Here is a 19,960-nt window from a genome sequence, read left to right as displayed (position 1 = left end):
CGGCTGGAGCTGTGGTCAGGCTTAGCCGGCTTGACGGGTCTCAGCCTGTTCCTCGGCGCGAAAATGGCTGGGAGCCGATCCGATGACGCGCTTGAACGCCCGACTGAATGACGCGTCGGATTCATAGCCCAGGCGTGCTGCGACGACGGAAATCTTCAACCGGTCGCGGACCAGCCATTGCCGTGCCTGGTGCATTCTCACCTGGGTGACATATTTGGCCGGCGTTTCGCCGACGATCGTCGCGAAGCGCTCGGCGAAGCCCGACCGGGAGGCGCCCATCATCCTGGCCAGGGTCTCCACCGTCCAGTCGCGGTCCGGTTCAAGATGGATCGCGGCCAGCACGCGCCCGATCTCGCGATCCCTCACCGCGGCGATCCATCCGGACGAGTCGCCGCAGCCGCGCTCGACCCAGGAGCGGATGACGGTGGCGGCCAGCACATCGGCAAGCCGTGCCAGAATGCCGCCTGAGCCGACGCGCTCCATCGTCACTTCGCGGGCCATCGCCTCCAGCAGATGCGGAATGCCGGGCTCATAGGCCTCCAGTTCGTGCGCGCGCATCACGTCCGGCATCATGCCGAGCAATGGGTGCAAACCGTCGAGATTGAAATACATGCTGCCGAAAAACAGCAGCGTCCCCGGCCGGCGACCTTCATTGGACATGCAATAAACGTCCTTGCAAACCTCGGCGACCTTGTAGCCCTGGATCGGCGAAGCCTCAATGCCCGGGTCGCTCACCAGGACGTGTGCTGCGCCGCGCGGCAGCAGCACCGCGTCGCCCGCCTTGAGCTCGACCCATTCGCCGGACGGCTGCAGTAACCAGCATCCCTTGCGGCCGATGAAATGAAACCGCGCCCCCGTCTGGGCCGGAAACTGGAGGCCCCAGGGCTCCTGCATTTCACAGCGGCCGTATTCGACGCCGTCGAGCCTTAACCCGCGCAATATGTCCGTCAGCGGATCACCCGTGATCGGAACTTTGGACGAATAGTCAAACATGATGGTGTTTTTAGCATGGAAACTCCAGTCGGTCACTCCCTATGTTGCACTGCAGCCAGATGTTGCGCTGCAACCAGATCGGAGATTCCATCATGACCGAACCTGCGACAGGCGTCATGGACGCCGTTCTCGATCCCGCGGAAACCGACGAACGAGCCGAGCCTGCGTGGGGGGCGGTCGTATCGCTCGCGCTCGGTGTGTTTGGGCTGGTGACCGCGGAATTCCTGCCCGCCAGCCTGCTGACGCCGCTGGCGCAAGACCTAGGCATATCGGAAGGCACTGCCGGCCAGGCGGTGACGGCAACCGCCGTCGTCGGCGCGATTGCCGCCCCGACCATGGCCATCGTCACCAGGCGGCTGGATCGCAGGCTGGTGATGTGGGCGCTGACGGTGCTGCTGATCCTGTCGAACCTGCTGGCGGCGTTTGCGTCCTCGCTTTCCATACTTCTGATCGCCCGCATCATGCTCGGGATCAGCCTCGGCGGCTTCTGGTCGATGTCGGCAGCCATGGCGATGCGGCTCGTTCCGATGCGGCTGATGCCACGCGCCATGTCGATCATTCTCACCGGCGTCTCGGTGGCGACCGTCTGCGCCGCCCCGGTCGGCGCCTATGTCGGTGACATCTGGGGATGGCGAACCGCCTTCATGATCGCGGCTGTTGTCGGCGCTCTGGCGCTGCTGGTGCAGATCGCCACCCTTCCGAAGCTGCCGCCGGCGGGCGTGGCAAGTGTTCGGACCTTGCTGGAGGTCATAAAGCGGCCGATGATCAGGGTTGCGCTTCTGGTGGTCCTGCTGGTCGCCTCGGGACACTTTGCCGGCTTCACCTATGTCCGCCCGTTTCTCGAGAAGGTGCCCGCGCTGGACATCGAGACGATCTCGCTTGTGCTGCTCGCCTACGGCATCGGTGGCTTCTTCGGCAATTTTGCCGGCGGGTTCATGGCTGAACGCAGCCTCAAGACCGCGGTGGGCCTGGCGCCACTGCTGATTGCGGTCGCAGCGCTTCTGCTGCTGACCATCGGCGCCTCGCCAGTCGTTGCGGCGATAGCGATTGCCGCCTGGGGCTTTGCCTTCGGCGCGGTCCCGGTCGGGCTGCAGACGTGGCTGGTGCGAGCCGCTCCCGACCAGGCAGAAAGCGCCGGCGGGCTGATGGTCGCCACATTCCAGGTGGCGATTGCACTGGGCGCGGTTTTCGGCGGCCTGCTGGTCGATAATGCCGGCGTTGCCAGCGCTTTCACCTATTGCGGGATCGCGACATTGCTGGCGGCCTTGGCGGCGTTCTTGCTCGGCCCGAGAAGCGCGACCTAAGCCATCTGTAGGTGCGTCCCACGTAGGACGCCTCCAAGAAATGGCCCGAAAATCGGTTACGGTTTTCGGGCCGTGGCGATTGCGACGACGAAACGGCCCAGACTGTCTTCGACATAGGATGCAACTTCGACTTTCGGGTCGAAACTCCACCAAAGCAGCGAACCTTGCCAGTGCGATGCCATCAGCAGGCCGATGTCTGACGGCGTGTTGGCGACCGAAGCAAAGCAAGAGTCGAGGATGCTGCACAGAGAGGCCTTCCACGACGCCCCGCGCGCGCGAAGCACCGGATCGCGCAGATCTTCGCGCAGGACGAGCAGGCCCTCGGCATAGGATTCGATGCCGCCATAGTCCCGCGATAGCGCCACCAGCAACTCGATCGCGCCAGCAGGGGTTCTCTGTATCGTGTCTGCGAGCCTTGTCGTCTTCTCGTCCAGCCTGTCCCAAGCCTGCAGCAAGGTTTTTTGCCTGAGCGTAGCCTTGTTCTTGAAACGCTGCACCAGGGTCGAGCCGGAAAGTCCGCAAGCTTTGGACAGCCGTTCGAATGTGAGGCTCTCCGGGCCATGGTTGTGGATCAGCCGGTGCGCCGCTTCCAGAACGTGCTCGTCGGACTGCGTTTTTTGCCGAGGCATCTTGACATCCATTTATAACCGAATGATCATTTATATATTACGGCTTTGCAGAATGCCAGCGTTTGGTCAGGGCGTTGATAGGTCGAGTCTGGAGAGTTCAATGTCGCTTGCGGGAAAAGTCGCTTTGGTCGCTGGCGCAACGCGCGGTGCGGGGAGAGGCATTGCGGTCGAACTGGGTGTCGCCGGCGCGACGGTCTACGTCACCGGGCGGACAACGCGCACGCATCAGTCCGAATACGCCCGCCCGGAAACCATCGAGGAAACGGCCGAGCTTGTTTCAGCGCAAGGCGGCCATGGCATCGCTGTGCAAGTCGATCATCTGGTTGCCGAAGACGTGTGCAAGCTGGTCGACCGGATACGTGCCGAGCAGGGCCGCCTCGATGTGCTGGTCAACGACATCTGGGGCGGCGAGAAACTGTTCGAATGGAACAAGCCGGTCTGGGAGCATGATCTCACGAATGGTTTGCGCATGCTGCGGCTGGGCATCGACACGCATCTGATCACCGCGCATTACGCGCTGCCGCTTTTGATTGAGCGCCCGGGCGGGCTGCTTGTCGAAGTCACCGATGGCACAGCCGAGTATAATGCAGACCACTATCGGCTTTCGCCGTTCTACGACCTCGCCAAAGTGTCGGTGACCCGCATGGCCTGGGCCCATGCCCAGGACCTTGCCCCGCACGGCGCCACCTCGATTTCGCTGACACCCGGCTGGCTGCGTTCGGAAATGATGTTGGAAGCGTTTGGGGTGACCGAGGATAACTGGCGTGATGCGAAAGCGAAAGTGCCGCATTTCGTCATTTCCGAGACCCCGCGTTTTATCGGGCGCGCAGTGGCGGCGCTTGCTGCGGATCCGGACCGTTCGCGCTGGAACGGGCAGTCGCTGTCGAGTGGCGGGCTGGCGCAGGTCTACGGCTTTACCGATCTCGACGGCTCGCGGCCCGACGCGTGGCGCTACGTTCCGGAAGTTGAGAATGCCGGCATGCCAGCAGATGCGACGGGGTACCGTTAGACCACTCGAACGCTGGGAGCCGGCAATAGTTTCGGTTTCAGGCCGCGCGGCCGTCGAAGTCGAGAACCGGCACAGCGGCGAGGTCCAATCCGTCGATGCAATGGATGTTGACGTAGGCGCTTCGCTCGCTCCCTTCGCTGACGTCCTCGGCGAAAGGATGGATGCTGCAGGTCCGGCAGAACCGGTGGGCAATGACATGATTGCCAAAAGTGTATTTGCCAAGATCGTCGCCCCAGGCAAGCACCCGCAATGCCTCGTGCGGCACCGCCCATAGCAACGCGCCCTTGCGTGAGCAGATCGAGCAATTGCATCGCACGGCGCGGGTCAGATCGCCTTCGACCTCGAAGGCGATCTTGCCGCAGTGGCAGCTGCCTTTGTAGAGCATCGGTGTTCTTCCCTTCCATATTCCTGGCGTTTGGCAGGCGTACAAAAATCGCCCGCGCCGGATTAATTCTTGGCGCATGCGCTCGCATTGCCCTTAAGACGTTCGACACGTCCGGAGTCCGACACCGAAAATGCAATCAGCCCGCGATCGCCTCGAAGCCGTCCTTTCACGTCTCGCCGTTCGCGCCGACAATGAAAGCGTGTTTGTAAAACTCTATCCGGAAGCCGCGCGAGCAGCAGCCGACGCCGCCGATGCCAGGCGCAGAGCCGGCGTGACGCTCGGGCCGCTGGACGGCACAATTCTGTCGATCAAGGACCTGTTCGATGTCGCCGGCGAGCCGACCACGGCCGGTTCGTTGCTGCTCAGGACCGCGGCGCCGGCGCTGCGGGATGCCGTCATCGTGCGGCGGCTGCGGCAAGCGGGCGGGGTGATCTTCGGCAAGACCAACATGACCGAATTCGCCTTCACCGCAATCGGCGTCAACCCGCATTACGGCACGCCCGGCAATGCGACCGACGCCGGCCGGATCGCGGGTGGCTCATCCTCCGGCGCCGGTGTTTCCATTGCCGAAGGCACGAGCGAGATCTCGATCGGTTCCGACACCGGCGGCTCGGTGCGTATTCCGGCGGCGCTGAACGGTGTCGTCGGCCTCAAGCCGACGGCGCGGCGGGTACCGCGCGATGGCGTCTTCCCGCTGTCCGGCACGCTCGACTCCATCGGCCCGCTTGCGCGCACCGTCGCCGGATGTGCGGCAGCCGATGCGGTGATGGCGGGCGACGATTTCGCGGCACTTGTTCCGCTTTCGCTTGCCGGACTGCGCATCGGCTTTCCCTACGGCGTGCTCTTCGAGGATACGGAAGAAGAGGTCGCGGCGGCGCTCGAGCGATGTGCTCGCAAGCTGGAACGCGCCGGTGCACGCCTTGCCGGTCTGTCCATCGATGACCTCCTTGCCGATTTGCGCGCGGCAACCGGGCGGGCCTCGATCGCGGCAATGGAGGGCGCCGCCGTCCATGCAGATTGGCTGGCAGAAGGTGCGGCGACGCCGGTCGATCCGCGGGTGAGCGAGCCGTTGTCGCGCGCTGCTGCCGTTCCGGCCACGGCCTATATCAGGGCAATCCGCCGCCGCACGGCGCTTGTCGCCGCCATGGACGAGCGGCTGGCGTCTGTCGATGTGCTGGCCCTGCCGACCACGCCGGTCACCGCGCCGACCATCGTCTCGATGACCAGCGACGAAGCTCTGTGTGAGCGCACGGAAGGCCTTCTGCTGCGCAACACGCAGGTCGCCAACCAGTTCGACCTCTGCGCGATCTCGCTGCCGATGCCGGGAATGGCGCGCCCGGCAGGGCTGATGCTGGTGGCGCGCAACGGCGACGACCACCGTCTGCTGCGCATCGCGGCGGGAGTCGAGGCACTGCTTGGCCGTTGAAGATGTGAAAAAATTATTGCGACGAACAGTGGCCGCGTTCGCTGTCCCTGGACGCGCGTTCGATACCGGTCGCGACCAGCCATGGCAGTTGTATTGCTTGCCGTTGAGGGTCTGGGTTCGGTTCTCGATTGAGCCAACAACGACGACCTTGCCGGCGTAGAGCTTGTCCGAAAGATCGAGCGCCTTGTCCTGCTGCGGCAATTCCTCGATGTCGATCGACACGCCCTTGATGATCTTGCCCGTGGCAAGATCGAGCGCGCTGTTCGACGGACAGGGCGCCATCACGCACCGCAGGCCGTTGTCGCAATAGACATAACTGCTGTCGGCCGCAGCGACCGAGGGCAGGGCGCAGATCGAAAAGATCGCAACAAGCAGCGGCGTGCGGCGAAAAACGAGCATGGGGAGCAGCGTCGTGCAGAAATTGGGCGAAACGGCGGTAGCGCTACGCGTCGGCCGGGAACCGCCGCCGATAGTGCTCAACCACTTCGGGATTGCGCAGGTTGATCGGCAATTTGTTAGCCAGCACCAGCAAGGTTTCATCAGCCGAACCGATGCCCATGCGCATCATCGACTGCTCGGTGATGCCGGCCATATGGGGCGTGACAATGACATTGTCGAAGCCGAAATAGGGGTGATTGGGCGGCAGCGGTTGCGTCGCAAAGACATCGAGCGCGGCACCGCCGATACGGTCCTTCTGCAGCGCTTCGATCAGCGCGTCGTCGTCGATCACCGGCCCGCGCGAAATATTGATCAGCAGCGCGTGCGGCTTCATTCGACCGATGCGCTCGCGGTTGATCAGGCCGCGCGTCTCCGCTGTCAGCGGGCAGCACAGAACGATGATGTCGCTCTGCTCGACCAGCGCATCGATCGACAGGAACCCCACCCTGTCCGGCGCCGGCCTCATGCTGCGCGTCGTCGCCACCACGTTCAGCTCGAAACCATGCGCCGCGATATGGCCGACTGCCTGTCCGATGGCGCCGAAGCCGACAATGCCGATCGTCTTGCCGGCGAGTTCGCTGGCGAGAATGGTGTGGTCGCGGCCGGCCAGCCAGCCCTTCGCCCGCAAGTCGCGGTCGACCATGCGGAAGCGCCGCAGCAGTGCCAGCGCCGCGAACATCACGTATTCGGCGACCGAGCGCGCATTGACCGCCGGCACGTTTGCCACCAGCACGCCGGCTGCCGTGGCGGCTTCCATGGGAACCATGTCGAGCCCGGCGCCGTGGCGGATTGCGGCCCGGAGCTTCGTCGCCCCTTCGAACAGCGCTGCTGGCAGCGGCGCGCGAACGATGATGATGTCGGCATTCCCAGCCTCAGTCGCCAGTGTGTCCGCATCGAGGGCGGAGGCGACGACGAGTTCGCCGGCGCCGGTCAACATGGCAGAGGCGCGCGGGTGCAGCGTGTGTGTTGTCAAGATCTTAGGCATGTCAGACCGGTTCGAGCGCTGGGCTGTGAGGTTCTGCCCCGCCGCCCTCGATCAGGCCTTTCCAATAGCTTTCCGCGCCTTGCAGATGGGCGCTCATCAGCGCCTGGGCGAGGTTGCCGTCGCGGCGCAGCAGCGCCTCGTAGATCTGGATGTGCTCGGCATGCGAGCGCATGCTGCGTTCGGGATCGTTGAAGTAGATCGGCAGGCGTTGCTCGCCCATCAGGTAATAGAGGCTGCATATGTTGTGAAAAACGCTGTTCTTGGTTGCCCGCACGATCTCAAGGTGAAATTCGCGGTCCTCCTTGGCGAGGCCCTCGCCCGCCGCAATGCGGTCTTCCGAAGCTTTCAGGATTTCGCGCAGCCGCTCGAAATTTTCCTCGGTGGCGCGCGAGCAGGCAAGCTCGGCAGCCTTGATCTCGTGGATCTTGCGCAACTCGACGGTCTCGTAGATCTGGATCGGATCGAGCGGCAGGCCGGCCTTGGCAAAAAGCGCCATCGCTTCGACGCTGGCCTGCTTGGTGTCGATGTAGATGCCGGACTTGGCCCGGCGCTCGACGATGCGCATGGCTTCGAGGATCGCCAGCGCCTCGCGGATCTGGCCGCGGCTGACGGCGAAATGCTCCGCCAGTTCTCGCTCCGACGGCGTCCGGCCGGTCGCCTTGTCGGAGTGCGAGAACAGATAGGCGGCGAGTTCCGCGAGAAGGTTCTTTTCTTTCATGATCAGCCGCGTAGCGCGTGCGCCTCCAGGAACCGTTCCGAAAGGGTGAATCCCAGTCCAGGCTTCTCGGGAATCGCTATCATGCCGTCCTTTGCTTCGACAGTCTCCTCGATCAGATCGTGGATCATCGGATTGGCGCCAAGCGAATATTCGACGGTAAAGCTGGCCGGCGAAGCAGCGCAGACATGCAGCCCGGCAAAGAAGCAAGGCGCGCCGGCCCACAGATGCGGCGCGAAGCGCAGATTGAAGGCGCTGGCGATGGTGCCGATCTTCATCGCCTCGCTGATGCCGCCGCAGAAGGCCGGGTCCGGCTGGAAGATGTCGGCAGCCTTGAGTGTGGCGAGGTCGCGGAAGGCATAGCGCGTCGCTTCGCTCTCTCCGGTGGCGATCGGGATGGAGCCGGACGCCCGCACTTCGGCCATGCCGGGCTTGTCGTCGGCGATGACCGGCTCCTCGAACCAGGCCAGATCGAGGTCGCCGGCGAGTTGGATGAAACGTTTGGCTTCCGCCACCGTATAGGTGCCGTGCGCATCGACCATCAGGTCGACTTCGGGCCCGAGCGCCTGTCTTGCGGCGCGCACGCGGGCGGCGGAATTGTGCGGAGCGCCGTCCATCGCACCGATCCGCATCTTCAGCGCCTTGAAGCCGCCCTTGGCGATATAGGATTTCAACTGCTCGCCGATCGCCTCGGCGGAGGCCCAGCCGCCGGAGGCGTAGGCCGGCATGCGATCAAGCTTGCGGCCGCCGAGCAGCCGCCAGACCGGAACCCCAAGCGACTTGCCCAGAATATCCCACAACGCGATATCGACGGCGCTGATCGCGGCGACGCTGATGCCGCGCCGCGCCAATTGCGGCATGGCGTGGCCGTTTTGCGCGGCGCTGTCGTGGCGCACGCCATTGTAGAGCATCTCCCAGATCACCCCGATGTCGGCCGGATCGCAGCCGATCAGCTGCGGGCCGACCTCGTGGTTCAGCATGTGGACGAGGGCGCCATAGCTGCCGTTGCTGCCGGCGGCATTCTTGCCTTCGCCCCAGCCGACCAGCCCATCGGCGGTCTCGATACGCAGGATTGCGGCGTCGAACGTCGTCACCTGACCGAAGTCGCTGCGGTGCTGCCGCGCGGCTTCGATCGGTATGCGGATCCACCAGGCTTGGACCGTCTTGATGCGCATGTTCATCCTCTGCCTTGCCGCCGTGGGGCCGCCGTCGGGCGGAAAGGCTCGTTTCCAGAGATCGATTACTTGATCAGCGGCAGCAGCGTTTCGGCGGTGATGCGCATCTGGTCGGTGTAGAACTTTTCCGTGAGCACGCTGGAACCGTGGTCCTGGATGAATTTGAGCTGCTCCGGCGAGATGTCGACCGGGTTGCGGTCGACCATGTCGGGATAGGGAGCAGCCGGCGTGCGGTCGACTGGGGCGACGAACTCGTTGGTCAACGCGCCGTCGTAACCGACTTCCTTCAGGGTGCCGACGATCTTCGGCCAGTCGATCTGTCCGAGACCGGCGGCGAAGCGATTGTTGTCAGCGACATGGAAATCGAACAGGCGGTTTCCGACCTGCCGGATGGCATCGTAGACGTTGAACTCCTCCATATGAAGGTGATAGGCGTCGAGGCACACACCGCATTCGGGGCTGACCGCATCGGCCAGCGCCAGTGCCTGGGCGCCGCGGTTGAACAGATAGGTCTCGAACCGGTTGAGCGGCTCGACCGCGACCTTGACGCCCACTTTCTTGGCATGGGTAAAGCATTCCCTGGTGGCGTCGACCACCCATTCCCATTCTTCCTCCTCGGTGCCGTCCGGCACCACCTTGCCGACCGTGGCGGGAACGAGCGTGATGATCTCGCCGTCAAGTTCGCTGACCATCGTCAGCACGTCCTTGACATACTGCACCGAGCGCTCGCGCTGGCCCTGGTCCCTGGCGGCGAGATTGCGCTCGCCCAGCATCAGCGTCACCGCCCCCCAGCAGCGTATGCCGTGCTCCTTCAGGAGCGCGCGTGTATCATTGATCTTGTATTGCGCGGGCTCGCCGGAAATCTCGATCGACTCATAGCCGAATTTCTTGATGCGCTTGAGCGTCGTTTCCAGCGGTTCCGCCCGCATCCAGTTGTGCGTCGAAAGATGCATGGTCTGTCCTTCCCAGAATTCGCCTGTAACAATTCGCCTGCGACGCACCCCGGATTGCGTTGCATGGTTCCTCCCCAAGGCGCTCCAGCATTTCTCGTAACTGGTTCGACCAATTGGGCGTGAAAAGAGGTCTACAGCAATTTCATCTGGACGGCAAGAAATCCTGCAAGGCAGCCCCGGCCCATGATTATTTCTTTGATTAAACTGGCATATTTGCCCGCTTCCCGGCAATTTGCGCAGCGCTGGTTGTGCGCGGCAGCGCTTGACCAAATGAGCATATTTGGTAATACCAGAATAGCGGTGCGCACTAGCGCCTGTCGAGAAAAGACCAAAGAGGCTGGCCCTGCTTTCAATCGGCGCTATGCTTGGTCGTGGATAATGAGGGAGGATGCCGATGCCGTCGACAATGAAAGGTCCTGGGCTGTTTCTAGCGCAGTTCGCGGGCGATGCCGCACCGTTCAATTCGCTGCCGTCGATCACCAGATGGGCGGCCGGGCTGGGCTACAAGGGCGTGCAGATCCCGACCTGGGACAGCCGGCTGTTCGACCTCGAGAAAGCGGCGTCTTCCCAGGCCTACTGCGACGAGGTGAAGGGCATCTGCAGCGATGCCGGCGTCGAGATCACTGAGCTGTCGACGCATTTGCAGGGGCAGTTGGTGGCGGTGCATCCGGCCTATGACGCGCAGTTCGACGGCTTCGCACCGCCTGCGGTGCACAACAATCCGAAGGCCAGGCAGCAATGGGCGGTCGAACAGATGAAGTTCGGCGCCAAGGCTTCCAAGAACCTCGGGGTCAAGGCGTCGGTGTCGTTTTGTGGAGCGTTGGCTTTTCCCTACCTTTATCCGTGGCCGCAACGGCCGGCGGGATTGATCGAGGAAGCGTTTTCCGAACTGGGAAAGCGCTGGAAACCGATCCTCGACGTCTATGAGGACAATGGCGTCGATGTTGGCTACGAGATCCATCCGGGCGAGGACGTCTTCGACGGTGCGACATTCGAGATGTTCCTTGACGCGGTCGGCGGCCACAAGCGCTGCAACATCAATTACGACCCGTCGCATTTCCTGCTGCAGCAACTCGACTATCTCCAATTCATCGACATCTATCACGAGCGGATCAAGGCCTTCCACGCCAAGGATGCCGAGTTCAATCCGACCGGCCGGCAAGGCGTCTATTCCGGTTATCAGAGCTGGACGAACCGGGCCGGGCGTTTCCGCTCGCTGGGCGATGGCCAGGTGGACTTTGGCGGCATCTTCTCCAAGCTCGCCCAGTATGACTACGATTCATGGGCGGTTCTGGAATGGGAGTGCTGCCTGAAGCACCCCGAGGATGGCGCGGCCGAAGGCGCGCCCTTCATCCAGCATCACATCATCAGGGTGACGGAAAAGGCATTCGACGACTTCGCCGGCGGCGCGACCGATAAAAAGGTGCTGCGCGCCATGATGGGAATCTAGCACCGCTTTCCCTCCCCCTCGAGGGGAGGGTCGATCCGCGCAGCGGATCGGGGTGGGGTCGCTGAGCGTGGAGCTCGGCATGAACCGACCCCTCCCGGCCCTTCGGGCCACCCTCCCCTCAAGGGGGAAGGATATTTCAGACGAGGGAGAAAAATCATGGTCGGCGCATCGAAGTCGGAAACGGGAGGCGGCCCGATCCGCTACGGCATGGTCGGCGGCGGGCAAGGCGCCTTCATCGGCGCGGTGCACCGGATTGCAGCGCGCATGGACAATGAGTTCGCGCTGGTCGCCGGTGCCCTGTCATCCGACCCGGCGCGTGCCAAGGCGTCGGCCGAGGAGCTTGGGCTCGATCCGGCGCGCAGCTACGGCTCGTTCGCCGAGATGGCCAAGGCCGAGGCCAAGCGGCCGGACGGCATCGAGGCGGTGGCCATCGTCACGCCAAACAATGTGCATGTGCCGGCGGCGAAGGCGTTTCTCGAAGCCGGCATCCACGTTATTTGCGACAAGCCGCTGGCGACGACGTTGGCGGAAGCGAAGAAGCTGGCGGCACTGGTTGAAAAGACCGGCAAGGTCTTTGTCCTCACCCACAACTACACCGCCTATCCGATGGTGCGGCAGGCGCGCGAGATGGTAGCCAAGGATCAGCTCGGCGACATTCGCATCGTGCAGTCGGAATATCCGCAGGACTGGCTGACCGAGGACCTTGCCGCCACCGGCCAGAAGCAGGCAGCGTGGCGCTCGGATCCCAAACAGGCCGGCGCCGGCGGCGCGCTGGGCGACATCGGCACGCATGCCTACAATCTGGCACGCTTCGTCTGCGGGCTTGAGCTTGATGCGCTTTCCGCCGATCTCGACGCCTTCGTGCCGGGGCGGCAACTCGACGACAATGTCAATGTGATGCTGCGCTTCAAGCCGGTGGGCAAGTCGCACCCTGCCAAGGGCATGTTGTGGGCGAGCCAGGTGGCGCCCGGCCACGAGAACGGGCTGAAGCTGCGCATCTACGGCTCGAAAGGCGGGCTTGAATGGGTGCAGGCCGATCCGAACTACCTCTGGTACACCCCGTTCGGCCAGCCAAAGCAGTTGATCACTCGAAATGGCGCCGGCGCGCTGCCCGTCGCCGGGCGCGTCAGCCGCGTTCCGTCAGGCCATCCGGAAGGCTATCTCGAAGGCTTCGCCAACATCTACCAGGAGGCGGCCCGCGCCATCCGCGCGGCGCGCCGGAAGGGTGGCAAGCCGGCTAAGGATGTCATCTTCCCGACCATCCAGGACGGTGTCGAAGGCATGGCCTTCATCGAGGCCTGCGTGAAGTCGTCGAGGAAGAACGCAGCCTGGACGAAGCTTTGATCGCTGCGCCCCCTCACCCGGATTGCCAACCGAATTGCAAGGGCAATTCGGGGCAATCCGACCTCTCCCCGAGGGGAGAGGAGACGCCGGCGCTGCCGTCTGCCTCTTCTCCCCAGCGGGGAGAAGGTGGCCGCGAAGCGGCCGGATGAGGGGGCTTATGGCGAAGTCGGCGGAGGAGCCAGCCGGCCGTCAAAAAGGGAGGGGACGTCGATGAAAATCGGCATGTGCATGTTTTTGTGGACGACGGCCGTGTCGAAGAAACACGAGCCGCTGCTCAGGGATATCAAGGCGACCGGCTTCGACGGCGTCGAGATACCGATTTTTGCCGGCACGCCGGACGACTATAAGAAGCTCGGTGCGCTGCTCGACCGCATCGGGCTGGAGCGCACCGCCGTATCGGCGATGGGCGATCCGGCGATGAATTTGATCTCGGCCAATGCCTCAACGCGCAAAGCCGGCATCGACTATATGAAATGGGCGATCGACTGCACACAAGCGCTTGGCGCCAAGACGCTGAGCGGCCCGCTGCATTCGACGCTCGGCGCCTTCTCCGGCAGCGGACCGACGGCGGCGGAGAAAAAGCGCTCCGTCGCCTCGCAACGCGCCATCGGCGATCATGCCGGCAACAAAAACGTCACCATCGGGCTGGAGGCGCTCAACCGCTTCGAATGCTATCTGCTCAACACGATGGACGATCTGTCGGAGCATGTCGACGCAATCGACCGGCCGCACATCAAGGCGATGTACGACACTTTCCACGCCAATATCGAAGAGACCGACGCGATCGGCGCCTATACGCGCAACCGCAAAAATGTCGTCCATATCCATATTTCGGAGAATGATCGCGGCGTGCCGGGGCGCGGCCACATTCCGTGGCAAGAGACGTTTTCGGCCATCCGCAAGAGCGGCTATGACGACTGGCTGACGATCGAGGCCTTCGGCCGCTCGCTGAAAGATTTGGCGGCGGCTACCAAGGTCTGGCGCGATTTTTCGGAAAGCACGGAAGCCGTCTACCGCGACGGCTACAAGCACATCAAGAGCGGCTGGAAAAAGGCTGGTGCCTGGACGCAGCCTTCCTCTCAGGCGATCTGAGCTGCCGGCGGGCGGGCGGAAACGCGCCGCTCATCATTGCTGTTTGCGACGGTCCCCATCAGCTTGCGGCGGAGGTAGCTGGAGATGCTGTCGAAGATAAAAACGACAAGCAGGATCAGCAGAACCATGTAGAAAACATTGGCCCAGTTGGTGTTGGTGCGCATGGCCTCCCACAATTTCAGGCCGATGCCGCCGGCGCCGACAGCGCCTATGATCGTCGCTGACCGGGTGTTGGATTCCCAGAAATAAAGGGATTGGCTGAGGAATACCGGCAGAACTTGGGGCAGCACGCCGTAGCGCTGCACCATTGCCGGGGTGGCGCCGACCGAGCGGATGCCCTCGCGCTGCTTGTCGTCGATGTTCTCCAGCGCCTCGGAATAAAGTTTGCCCAAGGTTCCGGTGTCGGTGAAGAAGATAGCCGACATGCCGGCCAGCGGCCCAGGACCAAAGCCGCGCGTAAAAAACAGTGCCCAGATCAGCATGTCGACCGAGCGCAGGAAATCGAAAAAGCGCTTTGTCACCTGGTTGGCTATGCGGCTCGGCGTGACGTTGCGCGCAGCCAGGAAGGCGAGCGGAAAGGCAACGATCGAGGCCAGCACGGTGCCGACAAAAGCCATGACGATGGTCTGCAAGAGTTTCAGCCAGACGTCGCCGTGCTGCCACTCGGCGTTGTTCAAAATGTTGTCCCAGGCGAGCGCCGCGTTTGACCGCGACGGGTCGATGCGAGCCCCGGCGACGATCAGTGAAGCGACCTCGCTGAACGGCTTTCCCCAGAATGGCGAGTTCGTGTCGAACACGAAATTGGCCCAGCCGAAGAAACGTCGCCAGGCGACTACCTCGTCGTTCTGCACCTCAGCACGGCCGAGAAATCCGAACGAGACATAGGCTGTCGAGCCTGGCCTGCGTTGCTCGATCCAGTCAGGCAGCGGTGTGCGCGGTGTCACAGAACTGCCCTTGGCGATCTCGAAGACGACGGTTTCGGCGCCGCGCGTCACGGTGACCAGGTTTGGCGTGACGGCTATCTGGCCATCGGCAAGGGTGACAGTCGCCGCCACGACAGCGTTTTCGCGCACCGTTTCAGGCACCGCAGCAGCGGATTGGCCCGACGGGGCGGCCGGGTTCTCGGCAGTTGGCGCACCAGGCGCCATGAACGAATCCTGCGACGACTTGTTGGTCGCGATCGCCGGTGCCGGCGCTGCCTCGACCTGCCGCTCGATGACGGCCATCTGCTTGGCGACCCAGTCGGGATCTGGATTGGATCCCAGCTTGGAGAAGCGGGAGTAGTCGATCGTCAGATGATTGTGCTTGAATTCGATGTCGGGCCGGATTTCGTAAGACACCCAGTCGGCGAGATAAGCGTCGGCAAGATTCCAGTTCGCCTTTTCGAGAACGGCGGCGACCGAGAAGAACCACGCGCAGTAGAAGGTGTAGAGAATGCAAAGAAGGATGCCGATCGGGGTAGCGTAGCGCTTCCACAGCGAGCGCCGGAACGCGTCCGGGTGGCGAGCGGCGATGTCGTTGATGGCAGCGGCGTTCATTGCACTACTCTCCGCGCCCGTATGCAAACGCCTGCCGGCCGACAAGACGATGTCTCAGCCATGCCGAAAGCTGGTCGACGGCGACAATCGTGCAGAACAGCAGGAAGACGATGGCAATGGTCTTGGCCTCATGGCCTCGGCCGATCGAAAGACGCAGGGATTCGCCGATGCCGCCGGCGCCGACGGCGCCGAGAATGGTCGAAGCGCGCACATTGATCTCGAAGCGGAGCAGGAAATAGCTGATGAAGTTGGGCAGGACCTGGGGCACGATGCCGAACCACACCCGCTCGACCCAATTGGCGCCCACGGCGCGCAAGCCTTCCTCAGGTTTCATGTCGGCATTTTCGACGACTTCGAAGAACATTTTTCCGAGCGCGCCGACGGTATGGATGCTGACCGCAATGATCGCAGGAATCGGCCCTAGCGAGAAAATCGCCAGAAAAAAGCCGGCAATGACAATTTCCGGAAAGGCGCGGACAATTTCAAGGAAGCGGCGGGTAGCGAAACGGAGCCAGCGGCTGGCCGTGATATTGCCTGCAGCGAAGAAGCAGAGCAGGAAACCGAATGTGGCGCCCACCAGCGTCGAAAACAGGGCGATGTTCAGCGTCTCGATCATCCGGTGGAAATACTCCGGAATGTAGATGCCCTGGGTCAGGTAGACCCGGCCTTCCGGGTAGTCGAACTTGAGGCTGCCGTCGTCATAGGGGGACGGCAGGTCGAACAGCGCACGCGCCGGGTCGAACCAGTCGCGCGGCTTCAACTCGGCGAAAAAGTCGGCGACGTAGGGAAGGCGGTCGAAGAACTTTCCGGCGTTGGTTTCGTTGGCGAACCAGAGCGAGCCGGAGAGTGCAAGAAACAGGAAAACCAGGCCGCCGATCGTGTAAAGGCGCCGGCGGGCGGCAAGATCGCGCCAGTGCCGCTCGACGGTGGCTCCCTCCGGTGAAAGCGCGGGCGCGCGGTAAATTTCGGTCGCACTCATCGATGTTTTTCCCGGCCCCTGATGCGGCAACGCCGCCGGCGGCACATGGCCCCGGCGGCGTTGTGGCAGTTTGTTTCTACGAGCCGATCTTCGCCTTACGGGCGTCGATGATCGGCTGGTAGAATTCCGGGGTAACCGGCGAATAGCCCTTGTAATCGCCGCCTTGAATTGCCGAGAAACAGGCCGGATCGGTTTCCGGAAGCTTGGTCAGGAAATCGGTGATCTTCTGCCTGGTGCCGGCGTCGATCGACGTACGCAATACCAGCGGGCCGTTCGGGATCAGGGGCGACTGCCACAGTTCGACGAGGTCATCCATCTTGAGGACGCCCTTGTCGACCATCTTGCGCAGATTGCCCGAGCTGTAGCCGTCGTTGAAGTCGCCGACGCCGGAGGCCCAGGTGGTGCCGGCATCGAACGTGCCCTTCAGGACTTCAAGGACAAGCTGTTCATGGCCGCCGCCGAAACCAGTCGACGCGAAGTAGCTCTTCACATCCATGCCGATGTCCTTGGGCAGTGACGTGACCGGGATCAGGTAACCAGAAGTCGAATCGGGATCGGCGAAACCGAGTTTCTTGCCCTTCATGTCGGCGAGCGTCTTGATGCCGGAATCAGCTCGGGCGACCATGACCGCACGGTAGCCGGTCGAGCCGTCGGTCTGGATCGTCGTCAGGATCGGTTGAACCGCGTCCTTGTTTTCGAGATAGACCTTGGCGTAGGCGGAAGCGCCGAGCTCGGCAAAGTCGAGCGTGCCGCCGAGCAGGCCCTGGATGACGCCGTCGTAGTCGGCGGCCGGGAACAGCGAAACTTTTTCGACGCCGAGGACTTGCTTGATGTGGTCAGCGAAGCACTGGTAGTTGCGCAGGCGGTCGGCTTCGTTCTCGCCGCCCAGAATGCCGACGCGGAATTCCTTCAGGTCCTGTGCCTGGACTGCGCCCATCGCCATGGCGAGGATGGAAACGGCACCGAAAAGTATTTTTCTAAACATTTCGCGTCTCTCCTGTTGGTTCCGGCATCGCGCCGGCAGCGTTCGAATTTTGACGGCGCTTTTTTTATGCCCGGCCTTGATGCGGACTGACGGTCCAGGGCGCTCTTTCGTCGTCTGCTTTTCGTATACTCGTATACCGGTATCCCTTGCCGGATCGTGGACCTAGTAGCCGGGAAATGCGGGCTCGAGGAGTCCGGCGGATGCGACGATTTTTTGCTTGATGGTGACGCTGGTCGAAGTGATCGCCTCGGAGATTTCGCCGCCATTGCTGTCAGCGCCATAGACCATGCGCACGGCCTCCCGATTGAGCTCTTCGGGCGGGCCGTCGAACGCCACCTTGCCGGCGGCCATGCCGATGATGCGGTTGCAATAGGTGCGCGCGGTATCCAGCGTGTGCAGATTGGTGACGACGGTGAGGCCCTCGCGCAGATTGATGTCCTGCAGCGAATCCATCACCACCTTGGCGTTGAGCGGGTCGAGCGAGGCGATCGGCTCGTCGGCGAGGATGACTTTCGGCTGCTGCATCATGGCGCGGGCAATCGCCACGCGCTGCTGCTGGCCGCCGGACAAGGTGCCGGCCGGCTGCAGCGCCGTGCGGGCGATGTCGAGGCGTTCGAGCGCCGCGATCGCCTCGGCCCGTTCCTCGCGGGAGAAGACACCGAGCAGATTGACAATTGTCGAGCGGTGATTGAGCCGGCCGAGCAGCACATTGGTCAGCACGTCGAGGCGCGGCACCAGGTTGAATTGCTGAAAGATCATGGCGCAGTCGCGCTGCCAGCGCCTGAGCAGCGAGCCGCGCAGGCTGGAGACTTCGGCGCCGTCAAAGAAAATCGACCCTTGGCTCGGATCGATGAGGCGGTTGATCATGCGCAAAAGCGTCGACTTGCCGGCGCCCGATCGGCCGATGATGCCGACCATTTGGCCGTGCGGGATCGAGATGTCGACATTGCTGACGGCGGTGTTCCTGCCAAACCGACGGGTGACGCCGCGGATTTCGAGCGTGGCTGAGGTTGCTGACATAGGCAAGTTCCAGTCCAGTCGCGTTTCGAAGGTCTGTTAACCTTGGCTAGCGCAGCCGCGTGAAACCGCGGTGTCGGATTGATGTCAGTTTTGTTACCGTCCACAGCCTGAAAGGGGCGAGCCGGCGGCCGCTGTTCGATCAAGTGAATGGTGAATGGTGAATGGTGACAAGAACGGCTTCCCTGCCGCCATTCACTATTCACCATTCACCATTCACTAGCCGCCGTATTTTTCCAGAAATGCTTCCGCCGAAAGCGCGCGAAAATCGTCGAGCGCGGCGCGCAGGCGGGCGTGGTCCCAATCCCACCAGGCAAGTGCCTGATAGCGTTCCGCCGTGCGGCGGTCGAAGCGTTCGCGGATCGGTTTGGCCGGCACGCCGCCGACGATGGTGTAGGGCGCGACGTCCTTTGACACCACGGCGCCGGCGCCGACCGTCGCACCATCGCCGACGCTGACGCCGGGCAGGATGGTCGAGCCGTGGCCAAGCCAGGTGTCGTGGCCGATGGTGGCCCGTTTGGCGCGGCGCTGCGCAAAGAATTCGCTCTCGTGCTCGGCGTCGTCCCAATAGTCAGAGGCGCGATAGGTGAAATGGTGCAGCGTCGGCCGCCAGGTCGGATGGTTGGTGGCGTTGATGCGCACACTGGCGGCGATGTTGGCGAATTTGCCGATCGTCGCGCACCAGGCGCTGCAGTCCTGCATCATGTAGGAATAGTCACCGAGCGTACTTTCCGAAAGCCGGCAGCGTTCGGCGATTTCGGTCCAGCGGCCGAGCGTCGAGTTGTCGACTTCCGCTGTCTCGTGGACAAGCGGCGTTTCCGACAGTTTTCGGGTCATGCGGCCATTTTCCCGGCGGCAAAAGCGGTCACGTCGATGACGCGGTCGGCCACTGCCTCGCGCACGTCGTGGTCGTGGAAGATGCCAAGCAGGGCGACGCCGGCCGCCTTCTTGGCCGCGATCAGTGCAATCACCACGTCGCGGTTGCTGGCGTCGAGCGAAGCGGTCGGCTCGTCGAGCAGCAGGATCGGGTGCTCGGTGATGAAGCCGCGCGCGATGTTGACGCGCTGCTGCTCGCCGCCGGAAAAGGTCGCCGGCGGCAGCATCCAGAGCTTTTCCGGCAGGTTGAGCTGCGCCAGCAAGGCGCACGCCTTGCTGCGCGCGACCTCACGGTCCTCGCCGCGCTCGACCAGCGGTTCGGCGACGACATCCAGCGCCGAGACGCGCGGCACTGTGCGCAGGAACTGGCTGACATAGCCGATCGTGAGGCGGCGCACGGCAAGCACGGTGCGTGGGCTGGCCGTCGCCAGATCGATGAGCCCGTCCTCGTGCTGGACGATGATCTGGCCTGCATCGACGGCATAGTTGCCGTAGAGCATCTTCAGGATCGAGCTCTTGCCGGCGCCGGAGGGGCCGCCGAGCACGGCGCATTCGCCGCTCCTGATCGAGAACGACACGCCGGCGACGACAGGCAGTTTGATGCCGTCGCGCAGATGCATGGTGAAGCTCTTGGCGACATCGGAGACGACGAGCGGGGTTGCCATGA

The 19,960-nt window shown here is 63.1% G+C and carries 20 protein-coding genes; 7 read left to right on the top strand and 13 right to left on the bottom strand.

All coding sequences use genetic code 11. The annotated features are described in order from the left end of the window. Nucleotides 1–21: 21 nt before the first annotated feature. A complete protein-coding gene (locus AC0L2K_RS19360) occupies nucleotides 22–993 on the bottom strand; it encodes an AraC family transcriptional regulator (protein ID WP_128248229.1) in 972 nt (323 codons plus the stop codon). 92 nt (nucleotides 994–1,085) lie between these two features. On the opposite strand from AC0L2K_RS19360, the gene AC0L2K_RS19355 reads away from it, so the two are divergent. Continuing rightward, entirely contained in the window at nucleotides 1,086–2,297 is a 1,212-nt protein-coding gene (locus AC0L2K_RS19355; RefSeq protein WP_473532073.1) for an MFS transporter, read from the top strand. A gap of 56 nt (nucleotides 2,298–2,353) precedes the next feature. On the opposite strand, the gene AC0L2K_RS19350 is transcribed toward AC0L2K_RS19355, so the two are convergent. Then, nucleotides 2,354–2,926 (bottom strand): TetR/AcrR family transcriptional regulator, encoded by a 573-nt coding sequence (locus AC0L2K_RS19350; RefSeq protein ID WP_287230199.1) that lies wholly within the window; start codon nucleotides 2,924–2,926, stop codon nucleotides 2,354–2,356. 100 nt (nucleotides 2,927–3,026) lie between these two features. Between AC0L2K_RS19350 and AC0L2K_RS19345 the strand changes: the two genes are divergently transcribed. Then, a complete protein-coding gene (locus AC0L2K_RS19345) occupies nucleotides 3,027–3,935 on the top strand; it encodes an SDR family oxidoreductase (RefSeq protein WP_473532072.1) in 909 nt (302 codons plus the stop codon). 37 nt (nucleotides 3,936–3,972) lie between these two features. On the opposite strand, the gene AC0L2K_RS19340 is transcribed toward AC0L2K_RS19345, so the two are convergent. Further along, entirely contained in the window at nucleotides 3,973–4,320 is a 348-nt protein-coding gene (locus tag AC0L2K_RS19340) for a GFA family protein (protein WP_287230195.1), read from the bottom strand. A gap of 130 nt (nucleotides 4,321–4,450) precedes the next feature. Here AC0L2K_RS19340 and AC0L2K_RS19335 point away from each other — a divergent pair, with 130 nt between their 5' ends. After that, nucleotides 4,451–5,746: an amidase gene (locus tag AC0L2K_RS19335; RefSeq protein WP_473532071.1), complete on the top strand. Its 1,296-nt coding sequence runs from the start codon at nucleotides 4,451–4,453 to the stop codon at nucleotides 5,744–5,746. Between the two features lie 163 nt (nucleotides 5,747–5,909). Then, nucleotides 5,910–6,056 carry a hypothetical protein gene (locus AC0L2K_RS19330; protein ID WP_287180606.1) on the top strand — a complete coding sequence of 49 codons (147 nt, stop codon included), beginning with the start codon at nucleotides 5,910–5,912 and terminating at the stop codon, nucleotides 6,054–6,056. A 132-nt stretch (nucleotides 6,057–6,188) separates the two neighbouring features. Here AC0L2K_RS19330 and AC0L2K_RS19325 read toward each other — a convergent pair whose 3' ends face one another. The 4 genes from AC0L2K_RS19325 to AC0L2K_RS19310 form a co-directional block, all read right to left on the bottom strand. Continuing rightward, nucleotides 6,189–7,169: a hydroxyacid dehydrogenase gene (locus tag AC0L2K_RS19325; protein WP_287230192.1), complete on the bottom strand. Its 981-nt coding sequence runs from the start codon at nucleotides 7,167–7,169 to the stop codon at nucleotides 6,189–6,191. A 1-nt stretch (nucleotide 7,170) separates the two neighbouring features. Next, the gene (locus AC0L2K_RS19320; RefSeq protein ID WP_027153131.1) at nucleotides 7,171–7,887 is read right to left on the bottom strand and encodes a FadR/GntR family transcriptional regulator; all 717 of its coding nucleotides are present in this window, start codon (nucleotides 7,885–7,887) and stop codon (nucleotides 7,171–7,173) included. 2 nt (nucleotides 7,888–7,889) lie between these two features. After that, nucleotides 7,890–9,059, bottom strand: a complete 1,170-nt coding sequence (locus AC0L2K_RS19315; protein WP_473532070.1) for a mandelate racemase/muconate lactonizing enzyme family protein — start codon at nucleotides 9,057–9,059, stop codon at nucleotides 7,890–7,892. A gap of 65 nt (nucleotides 9,060–9,124) precedes the next feature. Continuing rightward, nucleotides 9,125–10,012: a sugar phosphate isomerase/epimerase family protein gene (locus AC0L2K_RS19310; RefSeq protein ID WP_473532069.1), complete on the bottom strand. Its 888-nt coding sequence runs from the start codon at nucleotides 10,010–10,012 to the stop codon at nucleotides 9,125–9,127. A 394-nt stretch (nucleotides 10,013–10,406) separates the two neighbouring features. On the opposite strand from AC0L2K_RS19310, the gene AC0L2K_RS19305 reads away from it, so the two are divergent. From AC0L2K_RS19305 to AC0L2K_RS19295, 3 genes are all read left to right on the top strand, one after another. After that, on the top strand, nucleotides 10,407–11,462 hold the full coding sequence (locus tag AC0L2K_RS19305; protein ID WP_473532068.1) for a sugar phosphate isomerase/epimerase family protein: 1,056 nt from the start codon (nucleotides 10,407–10,409) through the stop codon (nucleotides 11,460–11,462). 156 nt (nucleotides 11,463–11,618) lie between these two features. Beyond that, on the top strand, nucleotides 11,619–12,806 hold the full coding sequence (locus AC0L2K_RS19300) for a Gfo/Idh/MocA family protein (protein ID WP_128173449.1): 1,188 nt from the start codon (nucleotides 11,619–11,621) through the stop codon (nucleotides 12,804–12,806). A 210-nt stretch (nucleotides 12,807–13,016) separates the two neighbouring features. Beyond that, entirely contained in the window at nucleotides 13,017–13,898 is an 882-nt protein-coding gene (locus tag AC0L2K_RS19295; protein ID WP_128173450.1) for a sugar phosphate isomerase/epimerase family protein, read from the top strand. Here the strand turns inward: AC0L2K_RS19295 and phnE (AC0L2K_RS19290) are convergent. The 6 genes from phnE (AC0L2K_RS19290) to phnL form a co-directional block, all read right to left on the bottom strand. Then, the gene (phnE, locus tag AC0L2K_RS19290; RefSeq protein ID WP_473532067.1) at nucleotides 13,886–15,436 is read right to left on the bottom strand and encodes a phosphonate ABC transporter, permease protein PhnE; all 1,551 of its coding nucleotides are present in this window, start codon (nucleotides 15,434–15,436) and stop codon (nucleotides 13,886–13,888) included. The genes AC0L2K_RS19295 and phnE (AC0L2K_RS19290) overlap by 13 nt on opposite strands. Nucleotides 15,437–15,440: 4 nt before the next feature. Continuing rightward, nucleotides 15,441–16,415, bottom strand: coding sequence for a phosphonate ABC transporter, permease protein PhnE (gene phnE / locus AC0L2K_RS19285; protein WP_473532066.1), 975 nt, complete (start codon nucleotides 16,413–16,415; stop codon nucleotides 15,441–15,443). A gap of 76 nt (nucleotides 16,416–16,491) precedes the next feature. Beyond that, a complete protein-coding gene (gene phnD, locus AC0L2K_RS19280; protein WP_202365879.1) occupies nucleotides 16,492–17,400 on the bottom strand; it encodes a phosphonate ABC transporter substrate-binding protein in 909 nt (302 codons plus the stop codon). Nucleotides 17,401–17,562: 162 nt separating this feature from the next. Then, nucleotides 17,563–18,420: a phosphonate ABC transporter ATP-binding protein gene (gene phnC / locus AC0L2K_RS19275; RefSeq protein WP_473532065.1), complete on the bottom strand. Its 858-nt coding sequence runs from the start codon at nucleotides 18,418–18,420 to the stop codon at nucleotides 17,563–17,565. Nucleotides 18,421–18,636: 216 nt separating this feature from the next. Continuing rightward, complete coding sequence (locus AC0L2K_RS19270) at nucleotides 18,637–19,254, bottom strand: DapH/DapD/GlmU-related protein (protein ID WP_473532064.1); 618 nt, start codon at nucleotides 19,252–19,254, stop codon at nucleotides 18,637–18,639. Beyond that, nucleotides 19,251–19,958, bottom strand: coding sequence for a phosphonate C-P lyase system protein PhnL (gene phnL, locus AC0L2K_RS19265; RefSeq protein WP_287344129.1), 708 nt, complete (start codon nucleotides 19,956–19,958; stop codon nucleotides 19,251–19,253). The genes AC0L2K_RS19270 and phnL overlap by 4 nt, the downstream gene beginning before the upstream one ends. Nucleotides 19,959–19,960: the final 2 nt, after the last annotated feature.

The sequence above is a fragment of the Mesorhizobium sp. WSM4817 genome (assembly GCF_055811135.1).
Note: the sequence above shows the minus strand (reverse complement) of the source record. Positions and strands in the feature narration are given on the sequence as shown.

Bases quoted from the DNA above. Each gene is read 5' to 3' on its own strand.
- AC0L2K_RS19360 (WP_128248229.1), bottom strand. From the start codon at position 993: ATGTTTGACTATTCGTCCAAAGTTCCGATCACGGGTGATCCGCTGACG.
- AC0L2K_RS19355 (WP_473532073.1), top strand. From the start codon at position 1,086: ATGACCGAACCTGCGACAGGCGTCATGGACGCCGTTCTCGATCCCGCG.
- AC0L2K_RS19350 (WP_287230199.1), bottom strand. From the start codon at position 2,926: ATGCCTCGGCAAAAAACGCAGTCCGACGAGCACGTTCTGGAAGCGGCG.
- AC0L2K_RS19345 (WP_473532072.1), top strand. From the start codon at position 3,027: ATGTCGCTTGCGGGAAAAGTCGCTTTGGTCGCTGGCGCAACGCGCGGT.
- AC0L2K_RS19340 (WP_287230195.1), bottom strand. From the start codon at position 4,320: ATGCTCTACAAAGGCAGCTGCCACTGCGGCAAGATCGCCTTCGAGGTC.
- AC0L2K_RS19335 (WP_473532071.1), top strand. From the start codon at position 4,451: ATGCAATCAGCCCGCGATCGCCTCGAAGCCGTCCTTTCACGTCTCGCC.
- AC0L2K_RS19325 (WP_287230192.1), bottom strand. From the start codon at position 7,169: ATGCCTAAGATCTTGACAACACACACGCTGCACCCGCGCGCCTCTGCC.
- AC0L2K_RS19320 (WP_027153131.1), bottom strand. From the start codon at position 7,887: ATGAAAGAAAAGAACCTTCTCGCGGAACTCGCCGCCTATCTGTTCTCG.
- AC0L2K_RS19315 (WP_473532070.1), bottom strand. From the start codon at position 9,059: ATGCGCATCAAGACGGTCCAAGCCTGGTGGATCCGCATACCGATCGAA.
- AC0L2K_RS19310 (WP_473532069.1), bottom strand. From the start codon at position 10,012: ATGCATCTTTCGACGCACAACTGGATGCGGGCGGAACCGCTGGAAACG.
- AC0L2K_RS19305 (WP_473532068.1), top strand. From the start codon at position 10,407: ATGCCGTCGACAATGAAAGGTCCTGGGCTGTTTCTAGCGCAGTTCGCG.
- AC0L2K_RS19300 (WP_128173449.1), top strand. From the start codon at position 11,619: ATGGTCGGCGCATCGAAGTCGGAAACGGGAGGCGGCCCGATCCGCTAC.
- AC0L2K_RS19295 (WP_128173450.1), top strand. From the start codon at position 13,017: ATGAAAATCGGCATGTGCATGTTTTTGTGGACGACGGCCGTGTCGAAG.
- phnE (WP_473532067.1), bottom strand. From the start codon at position 15,436: ATGAACGCCGCTGCCATCAACGACATCGCCGCTCGCCACCCGGACGCG.
- phnE (WP_473532066.1), bottom strand. From the start codon at position 16,415: ATGAGTGCGACCGAAATTTACCGCGCGCCCGCGCTTTCACCGGAGGGA.
- phnD (WP_202365879.1), bottom strand. From the start codon at position 17,400: ATGTTTAGAAAAATACTTTTCGGTGCCGTTTCCATCCTCGCCATGGCG.
- phnC (WP_473532065.1), bottom strand. From the start codon at position 18,420: ATGTCAGCAACCTCAGCCACGCTCGAAATCCGCGGCGTCACCCGTCGG.
- AC0L2K_RS19270 (WP_473532064.1), bottom strand. From the start codon at position 19,254: ATGACCCGAAAACTGTCGGAAACGCCGCTTGTCCACGAGACAGCGGAA.
- phnL (WP_287344129.1), bottom strand. From the start codon at position 19,958: ATGGCAACCCCGCTCGTCGTCTCCGATGTCGCCAAGAGCTTCACCATG.